Source organism: Posidoniimonas polymericola, from assembly GCF_007859935.1.
Taxonomy (GTDB): Bacteria; Planctomycetota; Planctomycetia; order Pirellulales; family Lacipirellulaceae; genus Posidoniimonas; species Posidoniimonas polymericola.
Map to the genome: position 1 here is coordinate 265,210 of NZ_SJPO01000001.1, position 26,527 is coordinate 291,736.

21 protein-coding genes are annotated in these 26,527 nt (G+C 67.0%); 8 read left to right on the plus strand and 13 right to left on the minus strand.

What is annotated here, in order from left to right; genetic code table 11:
- Nucleotides 1-279 precede the first annotated feature (279 nt).
- Both Pla123a_RS01075 and Pla123a_RS01080 read left to right on the plus strand, forming a co-directional pair.
- Nucleotides 280-1,638, plus strand: coding sequence for a hypothetical protein (locus tag Pla123a_RS01075; RefSeq protein ID WP_261342740.1), 1,359 nt, complete (start codon nucleotides 280-282; stop codon nucleotides 1,636-1,638).
- A gap of 216 nt (nucleotides 1,639-1,854) precedes the next feature.
- Nucleotides 1,855-5,196 (plus strand): LamG-like jellyroll fold domain-containing protein, encoded by a 3,342-nt coding sequence (locus tag Pla123a_RS01080; protein WP_146583674.1) that lies wholly within the window; start codon nucleotides 1,855-1,857, stop codon nucleotides 5,194-5,196.
- Between the two features lie 36 nt (nucleotides 5,197-5,232).
- Here the strand turns inward: Pla123a_RS01080 and Pla123a_RS01085 are convergent, their stop codons facing one another.
- Both Pla123a_RS01085 and Pla123a_RS01090 read right to left on the minus strand, forming a co-directional pair.
- Nucleotides 5,233-7,887, minus strand: a complete 2,655-nt coding sequence (locus tag Pla123a_RS01085; protein ID WP_146583675.1) for a glycosyl hydrolase 53 family protein — start codon at nucleotides 7,885-7,887, stop codon at nucleotides 5,233-5,235.
- Between the two features lie 328 nt (nucleotides 7,888-8,215).
- Entirely contained in the window at nucleotides 8,216-8,932 is a 717-nt protein-coding gene (locus Pla123a_RS01090; protein ID WP_197527576.1) for a hypothetical protein, read from the minus strand.
- A 310-nt stretch (nucleotides 8,933-9,242) separates the two neighbouring features.
- Here Pla123a_RS01090 and Pla123a_RS01095 point away from each other — a divergent pair, with 310 nt between their 5' ends.
- The gene (locus Pla123a_RS01095; protein ID WP_146583677.1) at nucleotides 9,243-9,434 is read left to right on the plus strand and encodes a hypothetical protein; all 192 of its coding nucleotides are present in this window, start codon (nucleotides 9,243-9,245) and stop codon (nucleotides 9,432-9,434) included.
- A gap of 119 nt (nucleotides 9,435-9,553) precedes the next feature.
- Here the strand turns inward: Pla123a_RS01095 and Pla123a_RS01100 are convergent, their stop codons facing one another.
- The 3 genes from Pla123a_RS01100 to Pla123a_RS01110 all read right to left on the minus strand — a co-directional run bounded on the left by Pla123a_RS01100 (nucleotide 9,554) and on the right by Pla123a_RS01110 (nucleotide 11,739).
- The gene (locus Pla123a_RS01100) at nucleotides 9,554-10,705 is read right to left on the minus strand and encodes a DegT/DnrJ/EryC1/StrS family aminotransferase (protein ID WP_146583678.1); all 1,152 of its coding nucleotides are present in this window, start codon (nucleotides 10,703-10,705) and stop codon (nucleotides 9,554-9,556) included.
- 152 nt (nucleotides 10,706-10,857) lie between these two features.
- The gene (locus tag Pla123a_RS01105) at nucleotides 10,858-11,271 is read right to left on the minus strand and encodes a hypothetical protein (protein ID WP_146583679.1); all 414 of its coding nucleotides are present in this window, start codon (nucleotides 11,269-11,271) and stop codon (nucleotides 10,858-10,860) included.
- A gap of 30 nt (nucleotides 11,272-11,301) precedes the next feature.
- Nucleotides 11,302-11,739, minus strand: a complete 438-nt coding sequence (locus Pla123a_RS01110) for a hypothetical protein (RefSeq protein ID WP_146583680.1) — start codon at nucleotides 11,737-11,739, stop codon at nucleotides 11,302-11,304.
- Nucleotides 11,740-11,933: 194 nt separating this feature from the next.
- Here Pla123a_RS01110 and Pla123a_RS01115 point away from each other — a divergent pair, with 194 nt between their 5' ends.
- Both Pla123a_RS01115 and Pla123a_RS01120 read left to right on the plus strand, forming a co-directional pair.
- Nucleotides 11,934-12,377: a hypothetical protein gene (locus Pla123a_RS01115; protein WP_146583681.1), complete on the plus strand. Its 444-nt coding sequence runs from the start codon at nucleotides 11,934-11,936 to the stop codon at nucleotides 12,375-12,377.
- Nucleotides 12,378-12,505: 128 nt separating this feature from the next.
- Nucleotides 12,506-13,657, plus strand: coding sequence for a hypothetical protein (locus Pla123a_RS01120; RefSeq protein WP_146583682.1), 1,152 nt, complete (start codon nucleotides 12,506-12,508; stop codon nucleotides 13,655-13,657).
- Between the two features lie 18 nt (nucleotides 13,658-13,675).
- Here Pla123a_RS01120 and Pla123a_RS01125 read toward each other — a convergent pair whose 3' ends face one another.
- The 3 genes from Pla123a_RS01125 to Pla123a_RS01135 form a co-directional block, all read right to left on the minus strand.
- Nucleotides 13,676-15,328, minus strand: coding sequence for an anti-sigma factor family protein (locus Pla123a_RS01125; protein WP_146583683.1), 1,653 nt, complete (start codon nucleotides 15,326-15,328; stop codon nucleotides 13,676-13,678).
- 73 nt (nucleotides 15,329-15,401) lie between these two features.
- Complete coding sequence (locus tag Pla123a_RS01130; RefSeq protein WP_197527577.1) at nucleotides 15,402-16,037, minus strand: RNA polymerase sigma factor; 636 nt, start codon at nucleotides 16,035-16,037, stop codon at nucleotides 15,402-15,404.
- 243 nt (nucleotides 16,038-16,280) lie between these two features.
- Nucleotides 16,281-16,565: a hypothetical protein gene (locus Pla123a_RS01135; protein ID WP_146583684.1), complete on the minus strand. Its 285-nt coding sequence runs from the start codon at nucleotides 16,563-16,565 to the stop codon at nucleotides 16,281-16,283.
- Between the two features lie 113 nt (nucleotides 16,566-16,678).
- Here Pla123a_RS01135 and Pla123a_RS01140 point away from each other — a divergent pair, with 113 nt between their 5' ends.
- Nucleotides 16,679-18,397, plus strand: a complete 1,719-nt coding sequence (locus Pla123a_RS01140) for a Na/Pi cotransporter family protein (protein WP_146583685.1) — start codon at nucleotides 16,679-16,681, stop codon at nucleotides 18,395-18,397.
- A gap of 18 nt (nucleotides 18,398-18,415) precedes the next feature.
- Here Pla123a_RS01140 and Pla123a_RS01145 read toward each other — a convergent pair whose 3' ends face one another.
- Both Pla123a_RS01145 and Pla123a_RS01150 read right to left on the minus strand, forming a co-directional pair.
- Nucleotides 18,416-18,955, minus strand: a complete 540-nt coding sequence (locus Pla123a_RS01145; protein WP_231956293.1) for a hypothetical protein — start codon at nucleotides 18,953-18,955, stop codon at nucleotides 18,416-18,418.
- Between the two features lie 121 nt (nucleotides 18,956-19,076).
- Entirely contained in the window at nucleotides 19,077-19,826 is a 750-nt protein-coding gene (locus Pla123a_RS01150) for a sugar phosphate isomerase/epimerase family protein (protein ID WP_197527578.1), read from the minus strand.
- A gap of 276 nt (nucleotides 19,827-20,102) precedes the next feature.
- On the opposite strand from Pla123a_RS01150, the gene mutY reads away from it, so the two are divergent.
- Both mutY and Pla123a_RS01160 read left to right on the plus strand, forming a co-directional pair.
- Complete coding sequence (mutY, locus tag Pla123a_RS01155; RefSeq protein ID WP_146584251.1) at nucleotides 20,103-21,203, plus strand: A/G-specific adenine glycosylase; 1,101 nt, start codon at nucleotides 20,103-20,105, stop codon at nucleotides 21,201-21,203.
- A gap of 364 nt (nucleotides 21,204-21,567) precedes the next feature.
- Nucleotides 21,568-22,266, plus strand: a complete 699-nt coding sequence (locus Pla123a_RS01160) for a hypothetical protein (protein WP_146583687.1) — start codon at nucleotides 21,568-21,570, stop codon at nucleotides 22,264-22,266.
- A 381-nt stretch (nucleotides 22,267-22,647) separates the two neighbouring features.
- On the opposite strand, the gene Pla123a_RS01165 is transcribed toward Pla123a_RS01160, so the two are convergent.
- The 3 genes from Pla123a_RS01165 to Pla123a_RS01175 all read right to left on the minus strand — a co-directional run bounded on the left by Pla123a_RS01165 (nucleotide 22,648) and on the right by Pla123a_RS01175 (nucleotide 26,413).
- Nucleotides 22,648-23,208 carry a hypothetical protein gene (locus Pla123a_RS01165; protein WP_146583688.1) on the minus strand — a complete coding sequence of 187 codons (561 nt, stop codon included), beginning with the start codon at nucleotides 23,206-23,208 and terminating at the stop codon, nucleotides 22,648-22,650.
- A 557-nt stretch (nucleotides 23,209-23,765) separates the two neighbouring features.
- The gene (locus Pla123a_RS01170) at nucleotides 23,766-24,794 is read right to left on the minus strand and encodes a mechanosensitive ion channel family protein (RefSeq protein ID WP_146583689.1); all 1,029 of its coding nucleotides are present in this window, start codon (nucleotides 24,792-24,794) and stop codon (nucleotides 23,766-23,768) included.
- Between the two features lie 362 nt (nucleotides 24,795-25,156).
- Entirely contained in the window at nucleotides 25,157-26,413 is a 1,257-nt protein-coding gene (locus Pla123a_RS01175) for a hypothetical protein (RefSeq protein WP_146583690.1), read from the minus strand.
- Nucleotides 26,414-26,527: the final 114 nt, after the last annotated feature.

Consider the following 26,527-nt stretch of genomic DNA (forward strand, 5'->3'; position numbering starts at 1 on the left):
GCCGCCCCCCCCCCCCGGTCTCGCCACGCACGACTGCGTGGCCGCCCGCCCCAATTCATCTCCGACCAACGCAAGCGTCTGGGAGAGTTCTTGTTTACTCGTTCTGCATTGCTGATCATCGTGGCGCTGCTCTGGGTGGCTGCTCCGGTGGGAACCCTGCGTGCGCAGAGCACATGGTCGGGTGAGATCCTCCCCGATGATCCTTCTGAATGGTTTTATCAGGACCGCTATATTGAGGTCCAAGTGATTATTGGCTACTCCCAGTCCGGGTCGCTCACGGTGGCTGACGGAGATTCTTTTCGATCGAGTTGGGCGAGTCTCGGATACGGGACTGGTTCCCACGGCGAATTGTCGGTGACTGGCTCAGGCTCTCGCTATTGGCATAGCTTGCTCTACATCGGTTTCGAGGGAACGGGAAGCATGCACATCGCAGCGGGCGGCTACGTACTAAGCACGCACACTACAATCAGCGCTGCGGCCGGCGGATCCGGCGAAGTCGTAGTCTCTGGCAGCGGATCCGAGTGGGAGAATGAGAGCACCATCTCGGTTGGACGATTGGGGCGCGGATCGCTCACCATCGAGAACGGCGGGCAGGTCAAGAGCATGGCCGGCTACTTGGGCGATCAGGCTGGCAGCACTGGAGAGGCTGCGGTCACAGGAACGGGATCCCACTGGGATATCTTGCGAGACCTCCGAGTCGGCATCCAGGGCGACGCGTCTCTCACCGTAGCTGACGGCGGAGTGGTGACGACAAGGGGGCTGCACGCGTCACTTTCTGACTTGCACGGCGATGGAACGATTGTGGCGTCAGGAGGCGCGGTGCTGGACGCCGACTTAGTCTTCAACGCTGCGACTGGCAACCAAGCCGCGCTTGGCTTCGGCGACGGTGGCGTGCTCTCGGTGACTGCCGACGGCTGGGCGCTTGGGGCGGGGTACCGAGGAAACGGGACCCTGGCCATTGCCGAAGGAGTCGCCATCTCGAGCTCCTATGGGGTACTCGGAAACTACGGTGGCTCGTCGGGCGATGCCGTTGTCGCAGGCAGCGGCTCAGAATGGAACATGTCTGAAACCTTGTGGATCGGCAGGCAGGGAACCGGTCTGTTAACCATCACCGAAGGCGGCATGGCAAGCGTCGGCGGAACTCTCACCATCGACGAGAACGGCGGCGACGACAGCCACGTCAACCTCGCCACCGGCGGCATGCTCGCCCTCTTCGGCGAAGCCGACGCGTCGATCGTTGCGTTCCTTGGCCTCGTCAATGGAACCGACAGCATCCGCTACTGGGACGACGCCCTCGGCGACTGGTCGTTGATCACCAACGCCGTCGACGGCGACGACTACTCGCTCGAGTACCTCACCGAGGGCGAGCTGGCCGGCTACACGCTGCTGACCGTCGGCGAGGCGCCGGCCGGGTTGGCGGGCGACTTCAACGGCGATGGCGTCGTCGACGCGGCCGACTATGTCGTCTGGCGGGACGGGTTGGGCGCGACCTACTCGCAGCCGGACTACGACCTCTGGCGGTCCAACTACGGGGCCACAACGCCGGTGGCCGAAGGAGCGACCGTTCCGGAGCCCGCGGCTTGGCTGCTGCTGTCGCTGCTCGCGCCGGGCCTGCGTGGCCGTGCGGGGCGGCGTTAGGCCAGTCCGCAGGTGTTGGTTGCTGCGGCGGGCCGCGGGCGGAAAGCTAAATTCTCGTGAGTCATTTGGTGGCCGGTTCTCGAGCCACCGATTAGTATAGAGGGTGTCCCAGGGAGCGCTCCGGAACCGCTCCTTGCCGGGGCGACGCGTTCGCCTCCTGCTCCTTCCCTGATCAACCGCGGCCGCGTTGCCAGGCTGCCCGAGGACCCTCGCGAGATGACCCAGCGGCGTCGCCCCCCACTGTCGAACGGCTCGGGCCGGCGGCTCTCGTTCGAGTCGCTCGAGGGCCGGGCGATGCTCAGCCTGACGCACCTGTACACTTTCAACGACGGCACGGCCGACGACTCGGTGGGGACCGCCCACGGGACGCTGGTCAACGGCGCGGCCGTGCTCGACCAGAAGCTCGCGCTGCAGAACAGCGGCGTCACGAGCGGCGACTCGGCCAACGTGCAGTACGTGCAGCTGCCCGCCAACCTGCTGACCACTGCCGACGCAACCATTGAGTTCTGGTTCCAGGCCGGGCAGTCGGAGAACTGGACGCGGGTGTTCGACTTCGGCAACAAGGTCGGCGGAGCGGGCGACAGCTACTTGTTCTACTCGCAGCAGAGCGGCGCGGGCGACTCGCGCGCGACGCTGCACCCCAGCAGCGTCGCGGAGACGGTCGCCTCGAGCTCCACCACCGACGACGGCGCGCCGCACCAGGTGGCGGTGGTGATGGACGCCGCCAACGGCGCCTTCCGCCTGCACGTGGACGGCCAGCTGGTCAGCTCGGTTCCAATGGGCCGGGGCTCCAATGGGTTGTCGATCAACGACACGCTCAACTTCCTGGGCCGCTCGCTGTTCGACGCCGACCCCGGTTTCACCGGCCTGATCGACGAGGTGCGGATCTACGACCACGCGCTGACCGCCGGCGAGATTACTGTCAGCGCCGCCGAGGGCCCGGCCGTCGTGCCGCTGCCCGGCGACTACGACCGCAGCGGCGTGGTGGACGCGGCGGACCGGGTGGTGTGGGTGACCAACTACGGCTCTGAGAGCAACCTCGAGGCCGACGGCAACGGCGACGGCCGGGTCGACGCCGCCGACTACGCCGTGTGGCGGGACAACCTCGGGCTGGGCGAGCCGACCCCGCCCAGCCAGGTGCTGGAGGACGAGTCGCTGACCGTGCCCAGCCTGTCGCGGTCGATCATCGAGCTGACCGGCCGGTCGGAGCTGCACCTCACCTCGGCGACCAACCCGCTGACCGCCGAGGTCCGGCTGAACTCGCCCGACGCGTGGCTGTTCTTCGAGAACGTCAAGCCGACGGAGGTGATGAGCGACTACCTGATGAACGTCCGGGTGAACGGCGCCGCCGCGTTCGCCGGCATCAACGTCCGGGTGGTGCAGCACGGGGTCGGCACGGTGGTCATCCCGCAGGACTACCGTTTTGTGCCGCTGGAGGTCTTCACCGGACCGCAGTTCACCGGCGACTCGGCCGAGCTGGACGTCTACACCTACTACAACACGCCGGCCACGCTGGGCGTGCTGCAGCAGAACGCCAGCTCGTTCGTGCTGAAGCGCGGCTACATGGCCACGATCGCCTCGGACGCGAACGCCCGCTACAGCCAGGTGTACGTCGCGCAGGACCACGACCTGGAGATCGCGCTGCTGCCCGAGCAGTTCGACAACCAGGTGCGGTTTATCCGCGTGCTGCCGTGGCGGTGGGTGGCGAAGAAGGGCGCGTCGGACATCGGCCCGGAAACGCTCGACGCGTCCTGGTTCTACAACTGGAACAACAGCGAGGACTCGACGCTCGACTACGAGTACGTGCCGATCCGCCAGCAGCGGTGGTGGCCCGCCTACCCGACCAACAAGGAGGAGGTCACGCACCTGCTCGGCTACAACGAGCCCAACAACCCGGTCGAGGACGCGTACACGTCGCTCGGCAACGGCTCGGTCGACACGGCGATCGCGGTCTGGCCCGAGCTGCTCCAGAGCGGCCTGCGGGTCGGCTCGCCCGCGGTGACCGACGGCGGCAAGGCGTGGCTCTACGAGTTCATGGACAAGGCGATCGCCGCCGACCTGCGGGTCGACTACATCGCGATCCACAACTACCAGGCCGGCCAGTCGGCGGCGTCGCTCAAGTCCTGGCTCCAGGACGTCTACGACCGCTACCACCTGCCGATCTGGATCACCGAGTTCAACAACGGCGCCAACTGGACCGGCGGCGCCGACCCGACCTACGCGCAGAACGCTCAGTGGGTGGCCGACATCACCGAGATGATGGACACGACTCCGTGGATCGAACGCTACTCGATCTACAGCCGTGTCGAGGCGGTCCGCGAGATGACCTACTCCGACGGCAGCCTCACGCCCGCCGGCCAGGTGTACCACAACAACGACTCGCCGATTGGCTACGTGCAGGAGATCCCCGCAAACCATCCGACCTCCGGCCGCAGCATCGCCAGCTACGCCTTCGACGACGACGCCCACGACCAGTCCGGATACGGCTACAACGGCTACGTGGCGGGCGTTCCGCGGTACGCGACCGACCCGACGCAGGGCCAGGTCATCGACCTGGGCGGCGACAGCCACGTGCAGCTGCCCGAGGGCGTGGCCAGCGGCGACGGCTTTACCTTCGCCGGCTGGGTCAACTGGGACGGCGGCGGCAACTGGCAGCGGATCTTCGACTTCGGCAACGACACCTCGTCCTACATGTTCCTGACGCCGTCCAACGGCTCGTCGATGCGGTTTGCGATCAAGGACGGCGGCGGCGAGCAGACCGTCCAGACCGCCACGCTGCCCGTTGATCAGTGGACGCACGTCGCGGTGACGCTCGGCGGCGGCTCCGCGAAGCTGTATGTCAACGGCGCCCTGGTGGCCACGAACAACTCGCTCACCATCACCCCGAGCGACTTCGCGCCGACCAACAACTACCTAGGCAAGTCGCAGTTCACGAACGACCCGCTGCTCAATGGCCAGCTGAACGACGTGCTCGTCACCGACTACGCCCTGACCGCCACGCAGATCGCCGGGCTGATGGCGAACACCCCGCCGGTGTTCGCGGCCGCCGAGGTGAATCTCGGCCCGGCGCCGATCGACACCCCGTTCAGCGGCTCGCTGGCCGGCCTGGCGACCGACGCCGACCCGGGCGACTCGGTCACCTACGCCAAGGCCAACGGCCCCGCGTGGCTCACGGTCGCCGCCAACGGCGCGCTTTCAGGCACACCGACCGACCCCGGGCTCGCGACGCAGGAGTTTGTCGTCGCGGCGACCGACTCCCGCGGCGCGGTGAGCTACACGGTGGTGACCATCCCGCTGCAGGGGGCAGTCGGGCGCGGGCCGGTGCTCGCGTTCTCGGCCGACGAGCAAGCCGACGCGCCGCAGGCCATAATCGACGCCCCCATCGCCGCCGCCGCCCAGGTCGACCTTAACCTGCTGCTGACGCTCGACCATCTAGACGCAACTGACGATGCGTGGGCCTCACTAGCTGAGCCGGTCGCCGCGGGCGCGGAGATTGACGAGGCGGCTCAGGCAGACCTGAACGCCGCGCAGTTTGATGGCGCGTTCGCCAGCCTGTAGGGACCAAGGCAGGTCCCGCAAAGTCGCTCTAGTCTTCTAGTCGTCGAAGTTCTTGGTCTCGATGGTCCAGTCGGCCGACTTGCTGAGTTTGCTCTGCTCGCCGACAAACCACTGAGAGGCTTCGTTGTCGCCTTTGAGCTGCCAGTCGAGCCAGGCGCGGGCGACGCCGGTGAACTCGCCGCCGTGGGGCTTGGCGTAGGTGCCGGCGTGGCCGACATCGAGGTTGGCCATCACGATCGGGACGTGTTCCACGCGGCGGAAGTCGTCCATCGCGTTGTTGTAGGCGATGTCGGACGGGCCGCCCATCAGGTACAGCACCGGCGCGTGAAAGTCCTTCAGCCGGTCCTTGGTGAGCGCCGGCATCGCCGGCATCGGGGACGGATCGGGCAGCACGCCGCTGTTGCAGACTACCGTGGTCGAGACCCGCGGGTCGCCCGAGATCTCGATCGCCTGCAGGCCGCCGCACGACATGCCCATCGCCGCGACCTGCGTCGCGTCGACTCGGCCGTAGTACTCGCTCTCGGTTGCTTGATTCTCGGCCAGGATCCAGTCGAGGGCCTTCAGCAGCTGGTCCGAGCTGGTCCGCTGCCGCGAGCTTTCGTCTCGGTGCTCGATCTGGTCGAGCAGGCCGATGGCGAGAACCAGGTAGCCGTGCGAGGCGATCTCGTTGAGGAAGTTCTTGTGCTCCTGGGTCGTGTTGGCGCAGGCGCCGTTCCCCCACAGCAGGATCGGCAGCTTCTGGTCGGCGCCGAACGGCGACAGGTCGCGGGGCCGGAAGAGCGTCATGCCGGGCAGCGCGTTGTCCTCGGTGGCCACGGCAGGGTAGGGGCCCGTGCCGCCCTGCTCGATCACCACGACCGCTGGCTTCTTCGTTGCGGAGGACTGCGTCGGCTTCGGCGCCAGCGGGCGCAGGTGCTTGGCGAAGAACTGCTCGATCGCCGGGGCGGTGGTCTCGAGGCTCTCGCCGTACGCGACGCCGTGCCGGCCCCCTTCGATCCGGAGGTACTCGATCTCGGCTCCCGCGGCCCTCATCTTCTCGACAAAGTCGTCGGTGAGGCTGGCCCGCACGATGCGGTCGTCGCTTCCCTGGATGAGCAGCAGCGGCGGGGTGTCGGCCGCGAGGTAGCCGATCGGCCACCACTCGGGCTTCGCCATGGGGACGTCGCGGCCCAGTTCGGTAGGCGGCGACCCGGCGGCCGCGGCGTTGACCACGCTTGAGTACTCGTCCCAGCCGCCATCGCCCTCCAGGCGGGCCGACTCGGGCGCCATCGCCAGCATCAGGGCCAGGTGCGCGCCCGCGGAGTGGCCGTACGCGCCGATACGATTCGGGTCGACGTGGTGCTCCTCGGCGTGGGCCCGCAGCCAGCGGACAGCGCACTTCACGTCCTCGATGCAGGCGGGGAACGGGGCCTCGTCGAGCAACCGGTACTCCACGTTGATCGTGACGTAGCCGAGCTTGGCGTAGTCGGTCATCATCTTTTGGAACACGTCGACCGACTTCGACCCCGCCCTCCAGCCGCCGCCGTGCACAATCACCAGCGCGGGCCGTGGCTCTTCGGTCCGATCGGCGGGCTCGGCCAGATCGAGCCGCCAGGCGTCGCTGTCGCCCGCGCGGTAGGCGATGTCGCGGGTGATCTCGATGGCGGCCGCCTGGGGTTCGGGCGTGGCGGGCGGCGCTTCGCCGGCGACGAACGCGGGGTAGATGTCGATCTTGTCGGTCGTCGCGCCGCCGCGGTCGAACAGCCCACCCCACTGCGGCGAGGTCGCCTCCCAGATGAACGTGCCCCAGCCCAGCTGGTCGGGCAGGTCCCGCACGATCTCGTTCACCTCCCGGCGGTGCTCCTGGTACTCGACCACGACGATCGGCTTGCGGTACCGCTGGGCGAGGTCGGTCAGGTTGTCCTCAAGCTGCTGGAGCGTCCCGTGGTGTTTGGGGTAGTACGACTGGCCGATGACGTCGAACTCGACATCGTGACTGAGGACGAGGTCGAAGAAGCGGACCGAGCGGCCGTTGTCGCCGCCCAGGGCGGGGTGCACCATGATCTTGATGTTCGGATCGGCCGCCCGGACCGCCTCGCTGGCGCGGCGGAGCAGCAGGCCAAACGCGCCGGGCGAGTTCTTGATCTGCCCCTGCGGCCACAGGAACCCGTTGTGGATCTCGTTGCCGATCTGCACCATCTCCGGCGCGACGCCGGCTTCCTGGAACCGCTGAAGGACGACGCTGGTGTACTCGGACACCTTGTCCGCGAGCTCGTCGTCGCTGAGCCCCTGCCAGGCGGCCGGCGTGAACTGCTTGCCGGGGTCGGCCCAGGTGTCGCTGTAGTGGAAGTCGAGCAGGAGCTTCATGCCCGCCGCCTCGACGCGTTTGGCCATCGCCAGGGTCTGCTCGAGGCCGCAGTGCCCTTGCTTGGAGTACCCGTTCTCGGCCGTGGGGTCGACAAACAACCGCAGGCGGATCCAGTTGAACTGGTGGTCGGCCAGGATCTCGAGGACATCCTTCTCAACACCCTGGTCGGAAAACTTAGTCCCCCGTTCCTCCTGCGATGGCGCCCAGGAGATGTCGGCCCCAATCAGCGGACGCTCGTCGTCTGGGACGCCGGCGCCGCTTGAATCTGCCCGCGCGCCCTCCATTAGCCCGGGGGCCAAGAGAATACCAACGGCCAACGCCGTCTTGCTTACGAGTTGGTGCATGCCTCGCTCCGTGTGCGCTAAGAGAAGATCAGCGGCGTCGCGGGTAACAGACGCGCCGCGACGCCTAGCTTAGCACGTGCCGGGGCGTGATGGTTGGCGGGGCACGCTTTTCCGGCGGAGAGAAGTCGCACCGGCGCAGCGTCCGCAGCACCGCAGTTGCAACTGGCAGGGCAATCGCTGCACTCCTCAGCCGCTGCGGGGCTTGCCGGCGGCGGGGCGAAATGCCGGCTAACAAAAAAACCGGGCGCCGGAGGGCAGGTTCCGGCGCCCGGGGTGTCGCCACACGAATGGCAACGGGCTTGCATCAAGTTTGGGAAGGACTGGTTGCTCAGCCAACTTCGACCGGGTACTGCACCTCGTAGATCAGGCCGCGGACGAACTTCTGGGCGTCGGCGTAGTCGGAGGCCTCCATGTCGGTGAGCTCTTCCTTCAGGTCCTGCTTGAGCTGCTCGGTGAGCTTCAGGATCCGGCCGGCGAACGGGTCGTCGCTGCCGGCGCCGTAGCGGGAACGCTGGCGGAACAGGAAGTCGAGCTGGCTGCGGGTCGCGGCGAACTGATCGTCCCGCAGCGGCGCCGGCCAAGACAGCTTGCCGGTGTTGCGGTTGAACTGGTCGGAGTCGAGCGTGTAGGTGTCGCGGTAGTAGGTCGCCTGACGCTGGGTCAGCAGCTCCTTGCCGAGCGAGTCACGCTCGATCTCGCGGGCGCGTTCGTTCTCGCGGTGCTGGCGCCACAGGTACTTCTTGCGGTAGAGGGTCTCGGTCTTCTTGACGTCGTTCTCGTAGGCGAGGGTCTGGGCCTGCTGGTTGAGGATGTTGGCCTGGGCGTCGTTGACGCGGTAGCGGCCGAGGGCGTCGATCACCTGTGCCCGCCCCCGCAGGGCGCCCTCCAACGCGGTGGACGAGTGACGGGGCCCAACCGTGTAGGCCGGCCCGACGCTGACCGGCTGGTAGTACGAGCCAGTCGTCTGGGCGGCGGCCGGCAGCGTGCAGGCGGCGGCAATCAGGGCGGTCAGGGAAGCGGTGGAGATGTGGCGAGCGGCGGACATGACTCGGACTCCTGCGGGCGAAGATTTGAGGTTTGAGGCGGTGGGCGTTCGTGCTCGTTGACTCCTACGCCGGAACAGACAGACTGTTACGCAATCAGGGCGCCATTTATTCAAACAGCTAGAATTCCCGGGAAACACCCCTTCGGGGGTGTCCCCGCGGTGGGACAAAGCGTCTCAGAGCGAGACGCCCGTTCGCGATGCGAGACACTCCTGCCCGCGTCGGCGCCCTTTGGCGGTCGGCGGTTGGGTGGTTAAACTGGGGGGACCTTCCTGAATGACCGCCCCCCCCGGACGACCCCCGAGCCCACCGATGACGACGCTGCTATCCGTGCTGGCCCAGGCCTCGCTGTACCGCCTGCCGTTGGCCTCGCTCCCGCTGCTGGCTCAGGAGGAGGAGACCGCCTCCTACGGCGTGGCGTTCCTGCTGCTGGTGCTCTGCCTGATTGGCGGCGTGATGGCCGCCGTGCGGGCCGACAAACGCGAGACCGACGTCAAGCGTTAGATCGCACGCTGCCTGCCGGTGGCGTCGTGTGCGGCCGAATAACGTGTGCGGCCAAATAAAAAGAGCCCCCGGCTCGCGCCGAGGGCTCTTAGCGTATGCAGTAGTCGGCTGCGACGCGGCTAGGCGGCGTCGCGTTTCTGGTTGGTGCGGGCCTCGGCTGCGAACGCGGTGACCGCTTCGATCACCTCGGTCTGCTCGGCCTTGGTCAGCTCGGGGAAGACCGGCAGCGAGAGCACCTCGCGAGCGGCCTGCTCGGTGTGCGGCAGGTCGCCTTCCTTGTAGCCGAGTTCGGCGAAGCACTTCTGCAGGTGCAGCGGAACCGGGTAGTAGACCGCCGAGCCGATCTGGCGTTCCGCCAGGTACTGCTGCAGCGCGTCGCGGGCGCCGTCCTCGACACGCACCGTGTACTGGTTCCAGACGCTGCGGCGGCCCTGGGCCACGCCGGGCACGCCGAGGACGTCGCACAGGCCGAGCTTCTTGAAGCGTTCGTTGTAGCGGAGGGCGTGCTTCTCGCGGGCCTCGGCGTACGAGTCGAGGCAGCGGAACTTCACGCCGATCGCGGCCGCCTGGACGGTGTCGAGCCGGCTGTTGAGTCCGACCATGTGGTGGTAGTAGCGGGGCTCCTGGCCGTGGTCGCACAGCACACGCATCTTGCTGGCGAGCTCGGCGTCGTTGGTGGTGATGATGCCGCCGTCGCCCATGCCGCCAAGGTTCTTGGTGGGGTAGAAGCTGAAGCAGCCGATCGTGCCCAACGCGCCGACCCGCTGGCCCCCCTCGGTGGCGCCGATCGCCTGGGCCGCGTCCTCGATGACGTGCAGGTTGTGCTTCTTGGCGATCCGGTTGAGCGCGGTCATGTCGGCCGCCTGGCCGAACAGGTGCACCGGCATGATCGCCTTGGTGTGCGGCGTGATGCGGCGCTCGACGTCCTCGGGCGACAGGTTGTACGTGCCGGGGACGATGTCCGCGAACACCGGCGTCGCGCCGACACGCCACACGCTGCCGGCGGTGGCGAAGAACGTGAAGCTCGGCAGGATCACCTCGTCGCCCGGGCCGATGTCAAGAGCCATCAGCGCGACCAGCAGGGCGTCGGTGCCGGAGGCGCAGCCAATGGCGTGCTCGGTCCCGCAGTAGGCCGCGATGTCCTCCTCCAGCTGCTTCACGGCGGGGCCCTTCAGGAAGGCGCCGGACTTGCAAACCTCGGTGATCGCGGCGGTGATTTCATCCATCAGAGGTTGGTTCTGACGGTTAATATCGAGCATCGGAACGGACATCAGAGAATCCCCTTGTGGGTCGATAGGCGGTGGGCCGGAAAGCGGGGTCCGGGTTGGCAGCGACGGTGCTCCGCCATGATGGCCAGGAGATTAGGCCGAACGCCGATAACGGTCAACGCCGAACTCTGCGTAAATAACGGCCACGGCTAGTATTAGTCTCGGTAAAGCTGGAACTCGCTGAGGTGGATGTTGTCGATGTGCAGCTCCGGCAGCGAGTGTTTCAACCGCAATTGAATGCGGCGGCGCAGCATCTGGAGTTCGGGGTCCTGAAGCTCCTCGAGCGAGGCCAGCCGCGCCGCCGTGATCACCTGATCACGCACGCGGTGCGCACGCGATGCTAGCGTCCGCGAGAACTCGGCGGCGTTCTCCTCGGTCACGCTGGCGTGCACCGTGAAGATCAGCCGCAGCGTGATGTCCTCGATCGGCTGGTAGTCCTTCAGCACGAACGAGCCGAGCTCGAAGCCGACCATCGCCGGTTCCTCGGGCGGCTCCTTGTCGGCGCCGCGCGCGGCGGGCTGGGGCAGGCACAGGGCAAGGCAAACAGCTGTGGCGAATACCGGTTTCATGTCGCTACTTCGTGGGGCGGGGTGGCTTCGTTACAGCGGGTCGGTGATGACGTCGGTGATGACCAGCCGCCGCAGCAGGTGGCCCTCGAAGATCGGCTGGACGGCGTCGAGCGCCCGCGAGCGGAACGCGTTGAGCTGCGGGTCGAGCAGCTCGCCGATGGTCGAGTTGCGGCAGGTGGTCATCACGCGGTCGTTGAGCGTGCTCGAGTTCCTCTCCACCAGGCGCCTGGCGGAGGACGCCTCGTGCGGGTCGACCAGCGCGTCGAGGTGGAATCGGAACAGCACGGCGTTCTTGTACCGGGTGTTGGATTCGTCGTCGACGTAGGCGACCGGCACCGGCACCTCGAAGTCGCCGATCGCCACCTCGACCAGCTCCTCGGAGATCCGGCCGACCTCCTGCTCGTCGATCGTGAAGGTGACCTTCTCGTCCCCGCCGCAGCCGACCAGCGCAGCGAGCGCGCAGGCCAAACCCAAGTTCGGTCTGCAACGCTGGTTCGGCTTGTGCCGACGGGAACGCACGGCGGGGGCTCGCTGGGGTGTGGGAAAGTCGCTCTCAAGGTTACGTCGCCGCCCGGCCGCACGACGAGCTATCCTTGGAGAGAGGGCGCCCGCCGCGGCAAGACCAGCCGACCGAGGCGCCGAACCTGCCGGATCTGACGACCATGACGACCAGTTCCACAACCCGAACGGCCGTTGCCGCCGCTGCGCTGCTGCTGCCCGCCGCGGGGTGCTACGACGCCGCCGCCATGATTGAGCGCGTCCGCAACGACGCCATCCAGTCCCGCCTCGAGGAGATCGACCTCGGCGACTTCCACGTCACGCTGCCCCGCGACGAGACCAACAGCGAGACCACCGAGGTCTTTGTCGATGTCTACGGCCGCGCCGTGCGGTACCGGCTGGCGGACATCGAAACCAAGCTCGAAGAGGAAGACTACTCCTACCGCCAGAACATGCTGCTCGCGGTCCGGAGCACCTCGAACGAAGAACTCGCCGAGCCGGGCCTCGGCACGCTCCGCAAGCGGCTGTTCGAGGTCGTCAACACCACACTGGCGGACACGCCGGTCGAACAGGTCGGGATCGAGTACATCCGCCTGGTGCGTCACTAGCACGCCGCGACCGCTCGTCTGACACCGCACGTGCCCGACCCTGTCGGCCGTTGGCCCAGGGCGTGTTTGAATCGACCGGCCGGGCCGCCTATCCTAGAGGGCTCCCCCGCCACCCCGCCGAGCCGACTGTGCCCGCTTCCGATGACCGCTTCCAGCAGCTTGCCCTGCACGCCGACGACGCAACCGAGATGCTCGAGCGGCTCGCCGAACGCTGCCTCGCAGAGCGGGACTGGGGCACGCTGTTCGAGGCCCGGCTGATGCAGGCCCGGCGCCGGCTCGGGCTGCCGATCGACTGCCGGCTGCTCTCCGACCAGTCGGCCGAGGTCCGTGACCAGCTCGAGCAGGCGTACCACGCCGCGTGCGTCGAGGCGGCCGACGGGATGATCGCCGCCGACCGCTTAGTCGACGCCTGGCCGTACCTCCGCGCGGCGGGCGAGCAGCAGCGGATGGCCGACGCGCTGGCCGCCGTGCGCCCCACCGACCAGACCGCCGAAGAGCTCATCCAGCTCGCCCTGCACGAAGGGGTGAACCCGGCCGTCGGCTTCCGCTGGCTGCTAGACCACTACGGTACGTGCAACGCGGTCACGACGCTCGACGGCCTGGCCGGCTACTTCGAGCCGGACGAGCTGCGGCCCTGTGCCGAGATCCTCGTGGGCTGGATGCACCGCGAGCTGACCGAGAGCGTCGCGGCCCACATCGAACGGGAGGAGGGCCAGCGGCCGGTTGGCAAGTTCACCGATTGGCTGCCGACGCGGCCCTGGTTGTTCGAGCACGAGCTGTCGCACGTCGACGCGTCGCACCTCGGTTCGACCGTGCGGCTGAGCCGGCTGCTCACCGAACCGGCGATCGTCCGCCTAGCACTCGATCTCGCCGAGTACGGGGCCCGGCTGCACGAGTCGCAGCGGTTCCCCCAGCCCCCACCGTTCGAGGACGTGTACACCGCGCACGCGCTCTGGCTGCACGCGGCGCTGGGCGAGCAGGCCGACCAGGCGGCCGCGTACTTCCGCGGGCAGGTCGACTCCCACCCCGACGAGTACAGCCGCCCGGCGTGCGTCGAAGCGTACGTCGACCTGCTGAGCCGGATCGGCCGCGAGTCCCAGGCGCTCGGCGAGCTGGACGAGCTTGTCGCGGCCGACGAGCCGCTGCCCTCGGGCGTGCCGACGCCGCTCGAGCTGGCGCGGGCCTCGGGCGACTGGCCGGCCTACGACCGCTTGGTGCAGAGCCGCGGCGACGCCGTGGGGTACGCGGCGGGGCTGATTGCCCGCCGCGAGGCGCCTTAGAGATCGCCGTGAGGCGCCCTAGCGATCGCCGCGTGGCGGCCTGCCGTTTGCCTCGTCAGGTCGGGGACCGCCGTTCCGCATGCCATAGCGTTGAGGATCATTGCGTTGCGGACCATCACGTTGAGGGCCATCACGGGGAGGGCCATCACGGGGAGGACCGCCGCGGTCCATCCGGTCGCCCAGCATCCGGTCACCCAGCATCCGGGCCATGTCCTCAAGCGTCCGCGGATCGACCCCGCCCAGCTCACGCTCGACGTACAACCGGCGGAGCCGCTCGTCCATCTGATCGCGTGGCAACGCCAACAGCTCCATCCGCTCGTTGTCGGTCAGCGACTCGCTGGCGAAGAAGTCCTCCATGCTGCCGGGGTTAATCTCCGCGGTCGCGAGCTCGAGCAGCCACTGCCGGATCTTGCCGGCGCGGCGTTCGGGCGAGTCGTCCGCCAAGCCCTCTTGCACCGGCTCGCTCAGGCCCGCGGTGAGCTCCCCGTCAATAATCTCCCACACCCGGCGGGCCTCGGCGCGGTGCTCTTGGGGGATGCCAGGCCAGGGGCGGTTGCTGCCGCGCCCTGGGTTGAACGCTACCTGGGGGACCAAAGCCACCAGCAGCGAAGGCTGCGAGGCCATGACCTGATCGAAGCGTTCGCTCCACTTCCGGATCCAGCCGACAGGGGAGTCGTTGCCGGCGCGCTTCTCCCAGTCGTCGAGTCGCTGGTCGCGTGACCGTTGGAGGTCCTTGAGGAGTTGCCGCAGCTCCGGCCGCTCCGCCACCTCGGCGACGGCCGCGCGGAGCGTCCGCTCGTCCTCGGCGGTCAGGTCCCGCCGCGAGCGGTTCACCTCCTGCCGCCGCAGTTCGACAATCCGGTCGACCCGCTTGGCCGGGTCGTCGAGCTGACGCAGCTCGAGCCGCGTGTTGGGCGTCTGCCGCGACGCCCAATCGGCGTACGCCATCGCGACGCGGTGCAAACGATCGGGGGGCAGCTCGGCGGCGGCGTAGGTCTGGTAGCGCTCGCGGAGCTGGGCCTGCTTGCTCTGGGACATCGCGAGGAACTGCCGCTCGGCGGTCTGCAGGCGGTCCTGCGCGACGCCGGTCAGGGCGGCGACCCGCGCGCGGCGCTCGGGCGAGGTCTCGTTTGCCATCTCGGTCCAGGCGTCGGCCGACTGCTCGACCTCGTCGCCCGCGTGGCGGTCGACCAGGCTCGGCTGGCGGGCGGCCAGCAGCGTCAGGAACTCGGCGTCGGCGTTCTGCGTCAGCGGTTCGATGCCCCACAGCACGGGCAGGTCGTGGGCGAGCTGCCGATCCGGCGCGGTCACGACGCCACGCATCACGAAGAACCCGGCGACCACCGCCGCGGCGGCGAGGGCCGTCGCGCCCCACTTGCGGCGGCGCTTGACCACCGGCATGGCGGCGGTGAGCTCGGCCACCTCACGTTCTGCTTCGACCGCGACCATCTCGATCGTTGTGCGGGAAAAGTTCTCGCTTGGGGTCTCCTGCGGCAGGTCGTCTAGCGCGTTCCACGTCTTCTCGAGCGACTGCATCTCGCGCCGCAGCTCGGCGTCCTCGCCGATGCGACGCTCGACCTCCCGCGCCTCCTCGGCCGACAGCTCGCCGTCGAGGTACGCGACCAGCAGCTCGCGGGTCGGGTCGTCGGTTTCTGGGGAAGGAGTGGACAAGTGCGTGGTGGTAGGTGGTTCGTGTTCGCGTTAAGAGTCTGTTTCTATCAACCGTCGCGGCTCCGCCGCGCGTCTAACTATCGACTTTCTGTCCGTGGTCCATGTACGGGGTGAGCGCCTCGCGGAGTTTGCCCCGCGCCCGCGCGAGCAGCGACTTGATCGCCTGCGGCGTCATCTCCATGATCTGGCCGATCTCCTCGTAGCTCAGGTGTTCGAACTTGGCGAGCAGCACGGCCAGGCGTTGCCGCTCGTTGAGGGTCTCGATGGCGGCCAGCACCGCCTCTTGCATCTCGGACTTGTCGAGCTGCCGGGTCGGCATCAGGGCGCTGGCCGCCGTGGCCGAGGCCGCGATCGGGTTGAAGCTGCTCTCGTCCGGCGCCGCCGTGACATTGACCTCCTTGCGGCGGGACAGCGTCCGCAGCGCGTTCGAGGCGACATTGTTGGCGATCGTGAACAACCAGGTGGAAAACTTCGAGCCCGGCACGTACCGCTTGCGGGCCCGGTAGACCCGCAGGAACACGTCCTGGGCCAGGTCCTCGGCCATGTCCCGTCGGCTGGTCAGGTGCACCATCAGCGACACCAGTCGGTTTTGGTACCGCTGCACCAACTCCTCAAACGCGGCCGCGTCGTCGTCGCGCACGCGCAGCATCAAACGCACGTCCGGGTCGGAGTGCGTGTAGCGCTGGATCGTGCTGTCGCTGATCGACAATGGGTGCTCCGGCGTGTGGTGGCCCGACAGCAACGGGCACGGCGTGCCGGGCGGCGGGGAGGGGGCTGCAGCCTATTTTAAGCGCCGCCCCGACCGCCAACCAGCTTGCCTGGCCCCGTTTGCAGGCCTGAGAAAATAAACCCCGCGAGACGCCGCGGGTTCTTCCGGCTGTGCCCCCAAAAAGACCGCTCGGCGTGGGCTAGCGATGCCGCCGCGAGTCCGCCACGCGGGCCCTGGGGCCGGCTACTGGGCGTCTGAGAACCGCCGCCGGTAGAGCCACCGCTCCCACCAGTGGGCGTGACGCAGGTTCGGGTCTTCCGCCGCCACGGTGTGCTGCTTGCCCCGGCGGGTCGACAATTGGACCTGGCCGTCCTCCAGCCGCTCCTGGACCACCCAGAACTTGTCGACGACGTACGAGTAGGTCTCGCCGCGGGGGGCCGCGGAGACCTCCTTCGCTCGGGGGCCCGGCGAGGTGCTGTGTTTCTGCTTGCGGTAGACCACCCAATCTCCAGGCACAAATGGCTTCACAGCATCCTCGTCACGGAATGGGCACGGGTTACCACGGCAGGGGAGGGCCCGATATACTCTTGCCCAGGTTAACGCCTTAACGAAATCTTAACAATGCTAGTGGACGCGGACCGTTGAACGTTGCTTCTCTCATTCAGCTTATCAGCGAACTCGTTGGCGGACTCGGGATATTCCTGCTCGGCATGAAACACATGTCCGAGGGGATGCAGGCGGTTGCCGGCGCCAGCCTGCGTCGGATGATCAGCACGGTCACTGGCAATCGGTTCTTCGCGATCCTCGTCGGCGTCATCGTGACCTGCGTCGTGCAGTCGAGTTCGATCACCACGGTCATGGTAGTCGGCTTCGTCAACAGCGGCGTGATGAGCCTGGCCCAGGCGGTCGGCGTCATTATGGGCGCCAACATCGGCACCACCATCACCGGCTGGATCCTGGTGCTGAAGATCGGCAAGTACGGCCTGCCGATCCTTGGCGTGGCGGCGTTTGGCTACCTCTTCTCCCGCAGCGACCGCTGGCGGTACTGGGCCATGGCGATCATGGGCATCGGCATGGTGTTCTTCGGCCTGGAGCTCATGAAGGACGCCTGCGCCATCATCAAGGAAACCCCCGAGTTCGAGACCTGGTTCCGCGCCTTCCGCGCAGACAGCTACCTCGGCGTGCTCAAGTGCGCTATGATCGGCTGCGTCCTCACGACCCTGGTGCAGTCCTCCTCCGCCACGCTCGCCATCACGGTCTCGCTCGCCACCCAGGGTGTCATCTCGTACCAGACCGCCGCCGCGCTGGTGCTGGGCGAGAACATCGGCACCACCATCACGGCGCTCTTGGCGTCGCTCGGCGCGACAACCAACGCTCGGCGGGCCGCCTACTTCCACGTGCTGTTCAACTTGGTTGGCGTGTTCTGGATCACGCTAGTGTTCTTTCCCTACATCCGGCTGGTGCAGTGGGTCGTCCGCCTAGTCCTCCGCTTGGTCTTTGGGGTGGACGTCGGCTCGGACGTTGGCGAGGCGGTGCTGGTGGACGGCCAGGCGACCTACCCGCACACCACGGCCGTCATTGCCGCGACGCACAGCATCTTCAACATCGCCAACGTGCTGCTGTTCCTGCCGTTCGTGCCGATGCTGGTGCGGATGCTCGAGCGGGTGATCCCCTCCAAGGACTTCAAGGAGAAGCCGCACCTCACCGACCTCGACGTGCGGATGCTCGACACGCCGAACCTCGCCATCGAGCAGTCACGCAACGAGCTCGAGCGGATGGGCGACGGCTGCGAGAAGATGATGGGCTGGCTGATGGAGCTCCGCGAGCAGGACGAGCCCGACAAGAACCTCGCCAACCGGCTCCGACGCCGCGAGAAGGTGCTCGATTCGATCCAGGACGAGATCTCCGAGTTCATCACCAAGCTGCTCTCGGGCAGCGCCCCGCACAGCGTCGCGGACGAGGCGTGCCGGCAGCTCCGCATGGCCGACGAGTTCGAGTCGATCAGCGACTACCTGGTCGACCTCGACAAGTTCGACCGCAAGCTCCGCCGCGACAGCTTCCGCTTCACGCCCGCCCACCGCGAGGGCCTGAACGCCATCAACCGGGAGCTGCACGAGCACCTCACGGCCATCAACGCGGCCTTGAAGGTCGCCAACAGCAACATCTACGTCGAGGCAGCGCCCGTCGCCAAGCGGATCCGCACGCACATCAAGCAGTTCCGCCGCGAGCACCTCGAGGACGTCACGATCGGCGGCGTGCCGCCGCTGGTCAACGTGGCGCTGCTGGCGTCGCTCAACGCCTACTCCCGCGTGCTCGACCACGCGCAGAACATCGCCGAGGCGATCGCGGGGGAGAGCTAGCGGTACGGGCGCCGCCAACTACGGCGCCGACGCAAGCTCGCCGGTCATGTGCAGGTGGTTGTGGTCGATGTAGACCACGTACGCGCCGTCCCTACGCCAGAAGCGGCGGCCGAAGTACACGGTGCACTTGAAGTGGGCGTGGTGCTGCTGCGCCGGCCCGATCATCGGGTACACTCGTACCGGGTCCACGAAGTCGGCGATCTTCTCCCGGACGATCCGCACGTTGCTTGTCGGCGCGCGGCGCCCCTTGGGAAGTGCCTTCTCAAGCGCCCGAAGGATCTCTGCATCGCTCGGGGGCGGCAAGATCGTCACCCGCTCGCCAGAGGTGATTGGCCCCAGGACCGGGATCCGTTTCGCCGAGGCCCCGCGCGGCGGCTGCCACCAGGCGACGACGCCCAGCAGCAGCGAGGTCGCGGTGAGCAGAATCAGCAGACCACGGGTGTCGAACCGGAGCCAGCGTCGGCGGGGTTGGGCAGTCACCTCCCCAGGCAAACGCTGCTTCAACTCGTCAACCCGTTCCTGAAGGTCGGCAATCTGCGCCTCCAGCTCTGCGATCATCCCCTCGGTGCGTTGCTGTTCGGCAGGGGCAACGGCGGGGGGGTCCCGAACCAAGGCTAACGTTTCCTCCCAAAGCGTAGTGCAGCCGTCAAGCAGTGTTTGATCTCTGGTAGTCGCTGCCCTACAGCAAACTATCCAGCAGCAGCCGGATCTTCCGCATCTCGCCCTCGTGGTCGACGTCTTCCATCGGGGTCATGTTGACCGACAACGCGCGGTTGTACTTGGCGGCGCCCAGCTGGCTGACCAGCTTGCCGTAGTCGACCTCGCCCTGGCCGACCCGGACCTGCAGCTCGTTCTTGCTGGTGTCGCGCAGGTGCACGTGCTGCACGTGGTCGATCAGCTTGTCGTAGCCGCGGTTCTGGTTCGGGCCGTAGATCATGCAGCTCGGGTCGAGCGTCAGTTTGAGGCCCGGCACGTTGTTGCAGAACATCAGCGCGGTGTCGACGTCCTGGCTCATGCGGTCGACCTGCGTCTTGAGCGAAACCACCGCGCCCTCGAGCGAGGCCATCGCCGACAGCTTCCGCAGCCGCTCGACCTCCTCGTTGAACGGGGCGCCCAGCTCGGCCGACGGCACCACCATCGTCACGACCTTGATCGCCTTGGCCAGCTTGCAGCACGCGCTGAACTGCTCGTAGTAGGCGGGGCCTTCGGCGTCGATGTTGATCGACAGCGCGGCCACCGTCATGCGGTGCGTCGCCCGGCACAGGTTGATCGCCCGCTCCAGGTCCGCTAGCACCTCCGAGGGCTTCAGCCAGCCGTCCTGCTCGTGGATGGCCAGTTCCACCACCGTGTATTCCAGGTCGACGAGCCGCGACAGCGCCTCTTTTGAGCTGAGGTCGGGGAAACACTCTGTCGAAGCACAAACAAACACGAGAGACTCCTTCCAAGGGGGCCGCCATCCGGCGCGTTACAGCCCGCCTACTTTAACGACCTTACGCGAAGCTCTGCAATGGCGATAGCAGCCCACAATAGCCGGCGAGCTACGCCTCGGCGGATGCCCCGGCGCCGATCCTCCTGTCGGGCAACCTCAACACCGGGTTCCCCGGCGAGGCGTAGCTCGCCGGCTATTCTGGTACCGCCTTCCAACGCGGCTCTGGCTCTGGCATGCTAGCTTAGGTCACCTGGTCCTCACCCTATGCCGCTTGTTATGCCCGTCACGGACGACGCCCCCACGATTGCAGCGCCCCGCAAGCGGGCGGTCCGCCGCCGGCTGAAGGGCTGGTTCGCCGCCCACGCCCGCGACCTGCCGTGGCGCGAGAACCGCGACCCGTACCGCGTCTGGCTCAGCGAGATCATGCTGCAGCAGACCCAGGTCGAAACGGTCAAACCGTACTTCGCCCGCTTCCTCGCGGCATTCCCCACCGTCCACGACCTGGCCGCCGCTCCGGAGCAGCAGGTGCTGCGGCTGTGGGAGGGCCTCGGCTACTACCGCCGCGCCCGCGGCCTGCACGCCGCCGCCAAGGTGCTGGTCAGTGAGCACAACGGCCAGTTCCCCCGCGACCTCGCCGCCCTCCAAAACCTGCCGGGCGTCGGCCGCTACACGGCGGGCGCGATCGCGTCGATCGCGTTCGACCTGCCCGCGCCGATCCTCGAGGCGAACACCATCCGGCTGTTCACCCGGCTCACCGCCTACCGCGGCGATCCGACCTCCACGCCGGGGCAGAAGTACCTCTGGCGGGTGGCCGAGGCGCTGGTGCCGCCGGAGGGCGCCTCGCAGTTCAACCAGGCCGTGATGGAGCTCGGCGCGTTGGTCTGCACGCCGAAGGCCCCGAAGTGTGACGCGTGCCCGCTCGCCAAGCAGTGCGAGGCCAATCTGCAGGACGCCGTGGAGCTGCTGCAGCCAACCACCAAGAAGCTGAAATTCGTCGACGTCAACGAGGCCGCCGTGGTGGTCTACAAGGGCGAGCAGGTGCTGGTCCGCCAGTGCGGCCCCGGCGAGCGGTGGAGCGGCCTGTGGGATTTTCCAAGGTTTGCGGTCGAGAGCGAAGGGCCGCTGTTCGCGCAGGACGAGCTGACCAAGAAGGTCGCTGAGCAGACCGGCGTCGAGGTCCGTGGCGCTTCGCACCTCAAGACGCTCAAGCACGGGGTCACCAAGCACCGCATCACGCTCGACTGCTACACCGCCAAGCGAACCGCTGGCCGGTTGAAGTCCACCGCCGACAGCCCCACGCGGTGGATCGACCCGGCCGAGCTAGGCGAGCTGCCGCTAAGTGTGACGGGGCGGAAGATTGCGAAGCTGATTGGGTAGTGGTCGTGGGACCTTGAATGGGTAGGAGCCACCTCGCGGCCGGCTGGCCGAGAGCAAGACTGCGGTTGTCCTCTTTGCTTTGGGGATGTAAGGGCGACGACCGGTTGCCTGGCCGAGTGCGTTCCACCGAGCCTCTCGCTAGGCAGCCTCTCGACCAGGTTGGCTCCTGCCATGCCAAGGTTGGCGGTGGATGGGGCCAAGAACCAACCAAAGCGACGAGTTTTCCAATTGCTTGCATCCGGTCGATCGGCGCCGCCGTATCATAGGCGTACTTGAAGGACTGCAATCCGCGGGCTCCCACCAGCTCCCCCTCCACGCTAATGAGACAACTATGAGCTTCCCAATTCAACTATTCACTGCGTGCATGGTCGCCGTCGCCGCATCGGTGGCGTCCGCCCAAACGACTATCGTGGCCCCCAATGGCTTCGCGATGACCGATGGCTCGGCCATCGCCGACGGTCCGATCGATGACGCCGGCGATCGCTTTCAGCAGGTCTACAGCGGCAGCTTCTTCGGTGGGCCCGTCCTTATCACGGAAATCCAGTTCCGCGCAGCGAACCCGGAAAACAGTTTCCGTCCGAACTCGATCACCGCCAGCGACGTCCTCGTCACCCTATCGACAACGTTGAGCGAGGCCAGTGCCGCCGGCATCGCCAGCGCCTTCGATGACAATGTTGGCAGTGACGTCCAGACCGTGCTGACCGGCATGCTCACTCTCGACCGCGGCGGCTCTAACGCGACCGGCCCGCAGCCTTTCGAGTACGGCTTCGTCCTCGACACGCCGTTCGCTTTCGACCCGTCGTTTGGCAACCTGCTGCTGGACGTCAGTGTTCCATCCTCGGCAAGCATCGCTCTCGGCTCGGGCTTCGGCGCACTCGAGAGCTTTGACGCTGTGGTCGATCAGCCCGACATCGATGGCATCGCCAGCAAGACAGGAAACTTCGGCGCCACCTCGACCGGTCTTGTAACGCAGTTCACGACTGTCCCGGTCCCCGAGCCTGGTAGCGGCGTCACCCTGCTAGGCGCCGGCGCCTTCGTGTTGTTCCGCAGGCTCTCTAGGTAGTCCGTTTATCAACCCGCGTGACCGAGTCGCACCCTTTCTAGTCGCTCGGAATCAGGGAAGCGTCGGGCGCCCTCCCGCGTTCGGGTGGGAACCGCTCCGCACGCACGTTCCGTCAGTATGAGCTGCCCCGCCGGCGGGCCGGAACCCCACCGGCTTCCGCCGGTGGCTGCTCGGCTAGGCCGTGAGTTGCGATGCCGCTAGGAAGGTTGGCGGCAACCGATTGGAGTTCACGCTCCAGCGCGCTATCAGTTCGGTCAGCAGCATACCCACGGCTGTTGCACCGGGTGACTGCGTGGCCATGCTTGTTGGGGGCCGCCTCTACTCCCGGCCTAAACTCGACGTGGGCATCACGCATGGCTAGTGAGGGGAGTTGGGATCGCGCTATCCCTCAGCTGCCTCAAGCACCATCCGGTCGTATTCTCTCAGATCCACAGCTTCCGGCTCGTCGAACCAACTTCGGACCATCACGAGCAGTCGAACGGCCCGGCTTGGTTCTTCGAGCTTCGACCGATCGCCGTTAATCCAGTTCATCAGGAAGTAGACTCTGGTCGTGTTGGCATGTCGGCCAGCGGTCACCGTTAGGGTGCTCTCGCTGCCATCGTGCACCCGTTGTCCGTACTGGCTCTCTAAGTCGAAGAATCTTGCTTCAATCAAGGCTGTGCGAAACTCAGCCAACTGCTTGTTCGATAGCAGCAACCTCCTGCGAGTACGTTTTGGGAAAGTGTCGACTGTGAGTTCCGCTTGTCCAGCCGAGTTCACGCTCAGGTGCCAGGAACTCCCTTTTGAAAACCGACCGATTTGGCTGACGGATAGCGTGAGGGGGGCGCCCTCCAACTGCGTGGCGGTTACGCCAGAGGGACGAGGCTCGGCGGCATCCAAGGGCGCGATCGCCACTAGCGTAAAAACGAATGCCATGAGGCTGAGGGTCACGTGATTGAGCATCGCTCTACCTACTGGTTGAATGTCCGAGGGAAGTCACGGCGGGGGAAGCGAGGACACAAGCGGGCGCCCTCCATTGGGGAGTTTGCCATCCCAAATGGTGATGGGACCGCCGGCCCAGCCTCTTAGATACCGGAAAGGCGCCAGTAGTTCCCAGCAAAGATCACAATCCGTGTTTCTCTGCCCACTCGGCCGTCCAGCTATAGATCCTGACGTGGTGAATCACTAGTCTCGACTCACCAGGCGTTCGCTTGCTGAGTTCGCAACCGCCCCACGAATCCGACATCCAGGTGATCGTGGGGACAATCGTCGAGTTCGACCGCCTCGCGGAGGAGAGTCAGTGAACGGATCAGATGATCGAGACCCGCAGCATCTGCGTGCACAAATCATTGGACCCGAGGATCTGTAGCGAAGCTCAGGACGTGTTCTGGCTTCGGCAGGTCGTGTGTGAGATGCGAGTTGGGTTGATGGTGATCCGCCGCTTACGCACGACAGGCGAGCGTTCCTCGTGGTTCACCCCCACCCCGGCCCTCCCCCAGCGGGGGAGGGAGTGGATGGCCTTACGCCGCACCCGCCTGATCGATATGCACATCCAGCTGCGGGAACGGGATCTCGATCCCCTCGCGGTCGAGCGCGACCTTGATGTCGCGGAGCAGTTGCTGCTTGAGCGCCAGGAAGTCGGCCGTGGGAGCCCACACGCGGACCGTCCAGTCGACGCTCGACGCGCCCAGGCCCTGCAGCACGACCGCCGGGTCCTTGCCGGGGTAGACCCCTTCGATGCCGGCGGCGACCTGCTCGAGCACCGCCCGGGTCTGGTCGATGTCGGCCGAGTAGCTGACGCCCACATCGCCGTCGACGCGGCGGTAGGAGTGGTAGGTGATGTTCTCGATCACCGAGCCGAAGATCTCGCCGTTGGGGATGATGATCCGCTTGTGGTCGAACGTGTCCATCGACGTGGTGAAGATCGAGATCTCGTCGATCACGCCGAGCTGCCCCGCCACGTTGACCGCGTCGCCGACCTTGAACGGGCGGAACAACAGCAGCATCGCGCCGGCCGCGAAGTTGGACAACGTCCCCTGGAACGCGAGGCCCACGGCCAGGCCCGCGGCGCCGATCAGCGCGGCGAAGCTGGTGGTCTCGACGCCGAAGTAGCTGAGGCTCATCAAACCGGCCAGCAGCAGCACCAGCCACCGCGCGAGCCGCGACAGGAACTTGGTCAGCGTGACGTCGAACCGCAGCCGGCCGAGCGCGCGGTCCACTAGCATCGACAGCCAGCCGGCCAGCGTCCAGGCGATGTAGAAGACGATCAGCGCCAGGCCGATCCGCGCGCCCCACTGCACCAGGTAGTAGGCCGCGATGTCCTTCCACTCGCCGGCGTCGAGCGCCCCCCAGTTGAGCTTCATCAGGTCGGTGTAGGTCTGGGGCGACAGACCCGGGGGAGGGGTCATCAGCTTCTCTCCACCAGCGGCGGCGGCCGCCGCGGCGTCGACGGCGCTGGCCGCGGGTGGCGTTGTGCCCGCTTGCACCGTTTGCGCTGCTGGCTGCTGAACCGGAGGCTGTTGGGCTTGGGCGAGAAGCAGCGATAGCATGACGGACTCCGGGCGGGCGGTGGTAGCAGAGGGATCGCGACTCGCGCGACTTCTAGCAAACCGCCTATTCGTCCGCAATGCGAACGCCCGCCCTCCGAAGTCCCCCTCCCCGGCTAGGAGAGGGGCTAGGAGAGGGGGCGCCCCGGGTACCCGCTTTGCGCTACAGCCGACAGATTACATCTGTCGGAGAGCCCGGGGAAAGCTTTTTCAGCGGGCGAGCCGCAAGGTGGCGCCTCCGACGGATGTAATCCGTCGGCTACTGGGGGCACGCCGGGCACGGACGGCCGGAGCTCCCTCCGCTGCCGTATCCGCGCAAGGAGGGCCTGGCGGCCCACGCTAGAGAGTGGCGGAGCGGCCTGCGGCTACAGCGCGTGCTGGTCGCCCGCGGCGCTGGAGCCGGTCGGGTTGGTGTTGAGGTCCGGCGAGCCGGCCAGGGCGGCCTGCAGGGCCGACAGCTGCTGGGCCGTGCGGAGGTTGGCGGCGAGGGTCTGCGTCAGCAGGTCCTTCGCGCGGTTGACCTGGCCCTCGACCGCGGCCAGGTGGTCGGTGATCGCCTTCAGGTCACGCTGGACGCCGGCCAGGTCGTGCTTGAGCTTGCGCTGCTCTTCCTGGCGGAACTCGCCGAGCTTCTTCGCGCCCTCGAGGGCGGCCAGGGTCTGCTGCAGGTTGGACTGCAGCGACAGGCCCTCGCTCCGCAGCTCGCGCTGCCGCTTGGCCTGCTCCTGGAACTCGAACGCGTAGTCACGCAGCTCGCGGTAGTAGATCTTCTGCTGGGCCGAGTCGATCGACTCCGGGCCGACCAGGTTGCCGTCCTGGTCGATGCCCATCACGCGGCGGGGCGGGTCGTCCGGCTGGACCGGGCCGCCGTGCCGCAGGTACTCCTCGACGCTCCCCTCCGGGAGGATCGCACGGAGCTGCTGCTCGCTCATGCCGGCAAACATCTTGTGGGTGTCGACCGGCATCGACTCGTGCAGCGTCCACGGGCGGCCGTCGGCGGCGCTGTCGAAGTAGCGGTCGAGGTCGTCGGGGTGCATCTGCAGGACCGGCTCGAGCCGCAGCTGACGCGGCGACGCCTGGACCACGCGGAACTCGCCGATGTACGCCGCGCCCTGCGACGGGTCGCCCTGCTCGAACGCGTACAGGATGGCGCCCTGGGTGATGTTCAGCGGGGGCGCGTCGTCCGACACCGCGACGTTCACCGTAAACGACTGCTGGTCCGGCGCGCCGAGCGGGCGGACGTTGTCCCACAGCCGGCCGCGGACACGGTTGACCATCCGCAGCTGGTGCTCGAGGTCGCCGATGCTCTTGATCTCTTCGGCGTTCTCGTCGAGCCCGAGCGGCTCGGCCAGCCGGGCGACCATGCCGCCGTTCTCGGTGCCGCGGTTGATGGCTTCGATCCGAGACTCTACCTCTTCAAGCGACGCGAGCGCGTCGGTCTCGGTCTTCTGATACTTGGCCCGGACCGACAGCACGCGGTAGCCGAGGTTCGAGAAGCCGACGGTAGAGAACACCAGGCCGACCACCACCAGCACGTGCGCCCAATGCCACACCTTGCTGGCGAGAATCGCCAGGGCGATGCTTGCGATCAGGACAACAACGACGACTATCAGGCCGATCATACGCGAAAATCCCGGGTCCGAGCCGCCCCCGCTGGGGCGACGCGACTACGAGGTTGGGGAATGCGAGGTTGGGGAATGCGAAGTTTAGGCAATCCGTGAACCTTGATCTTAAAT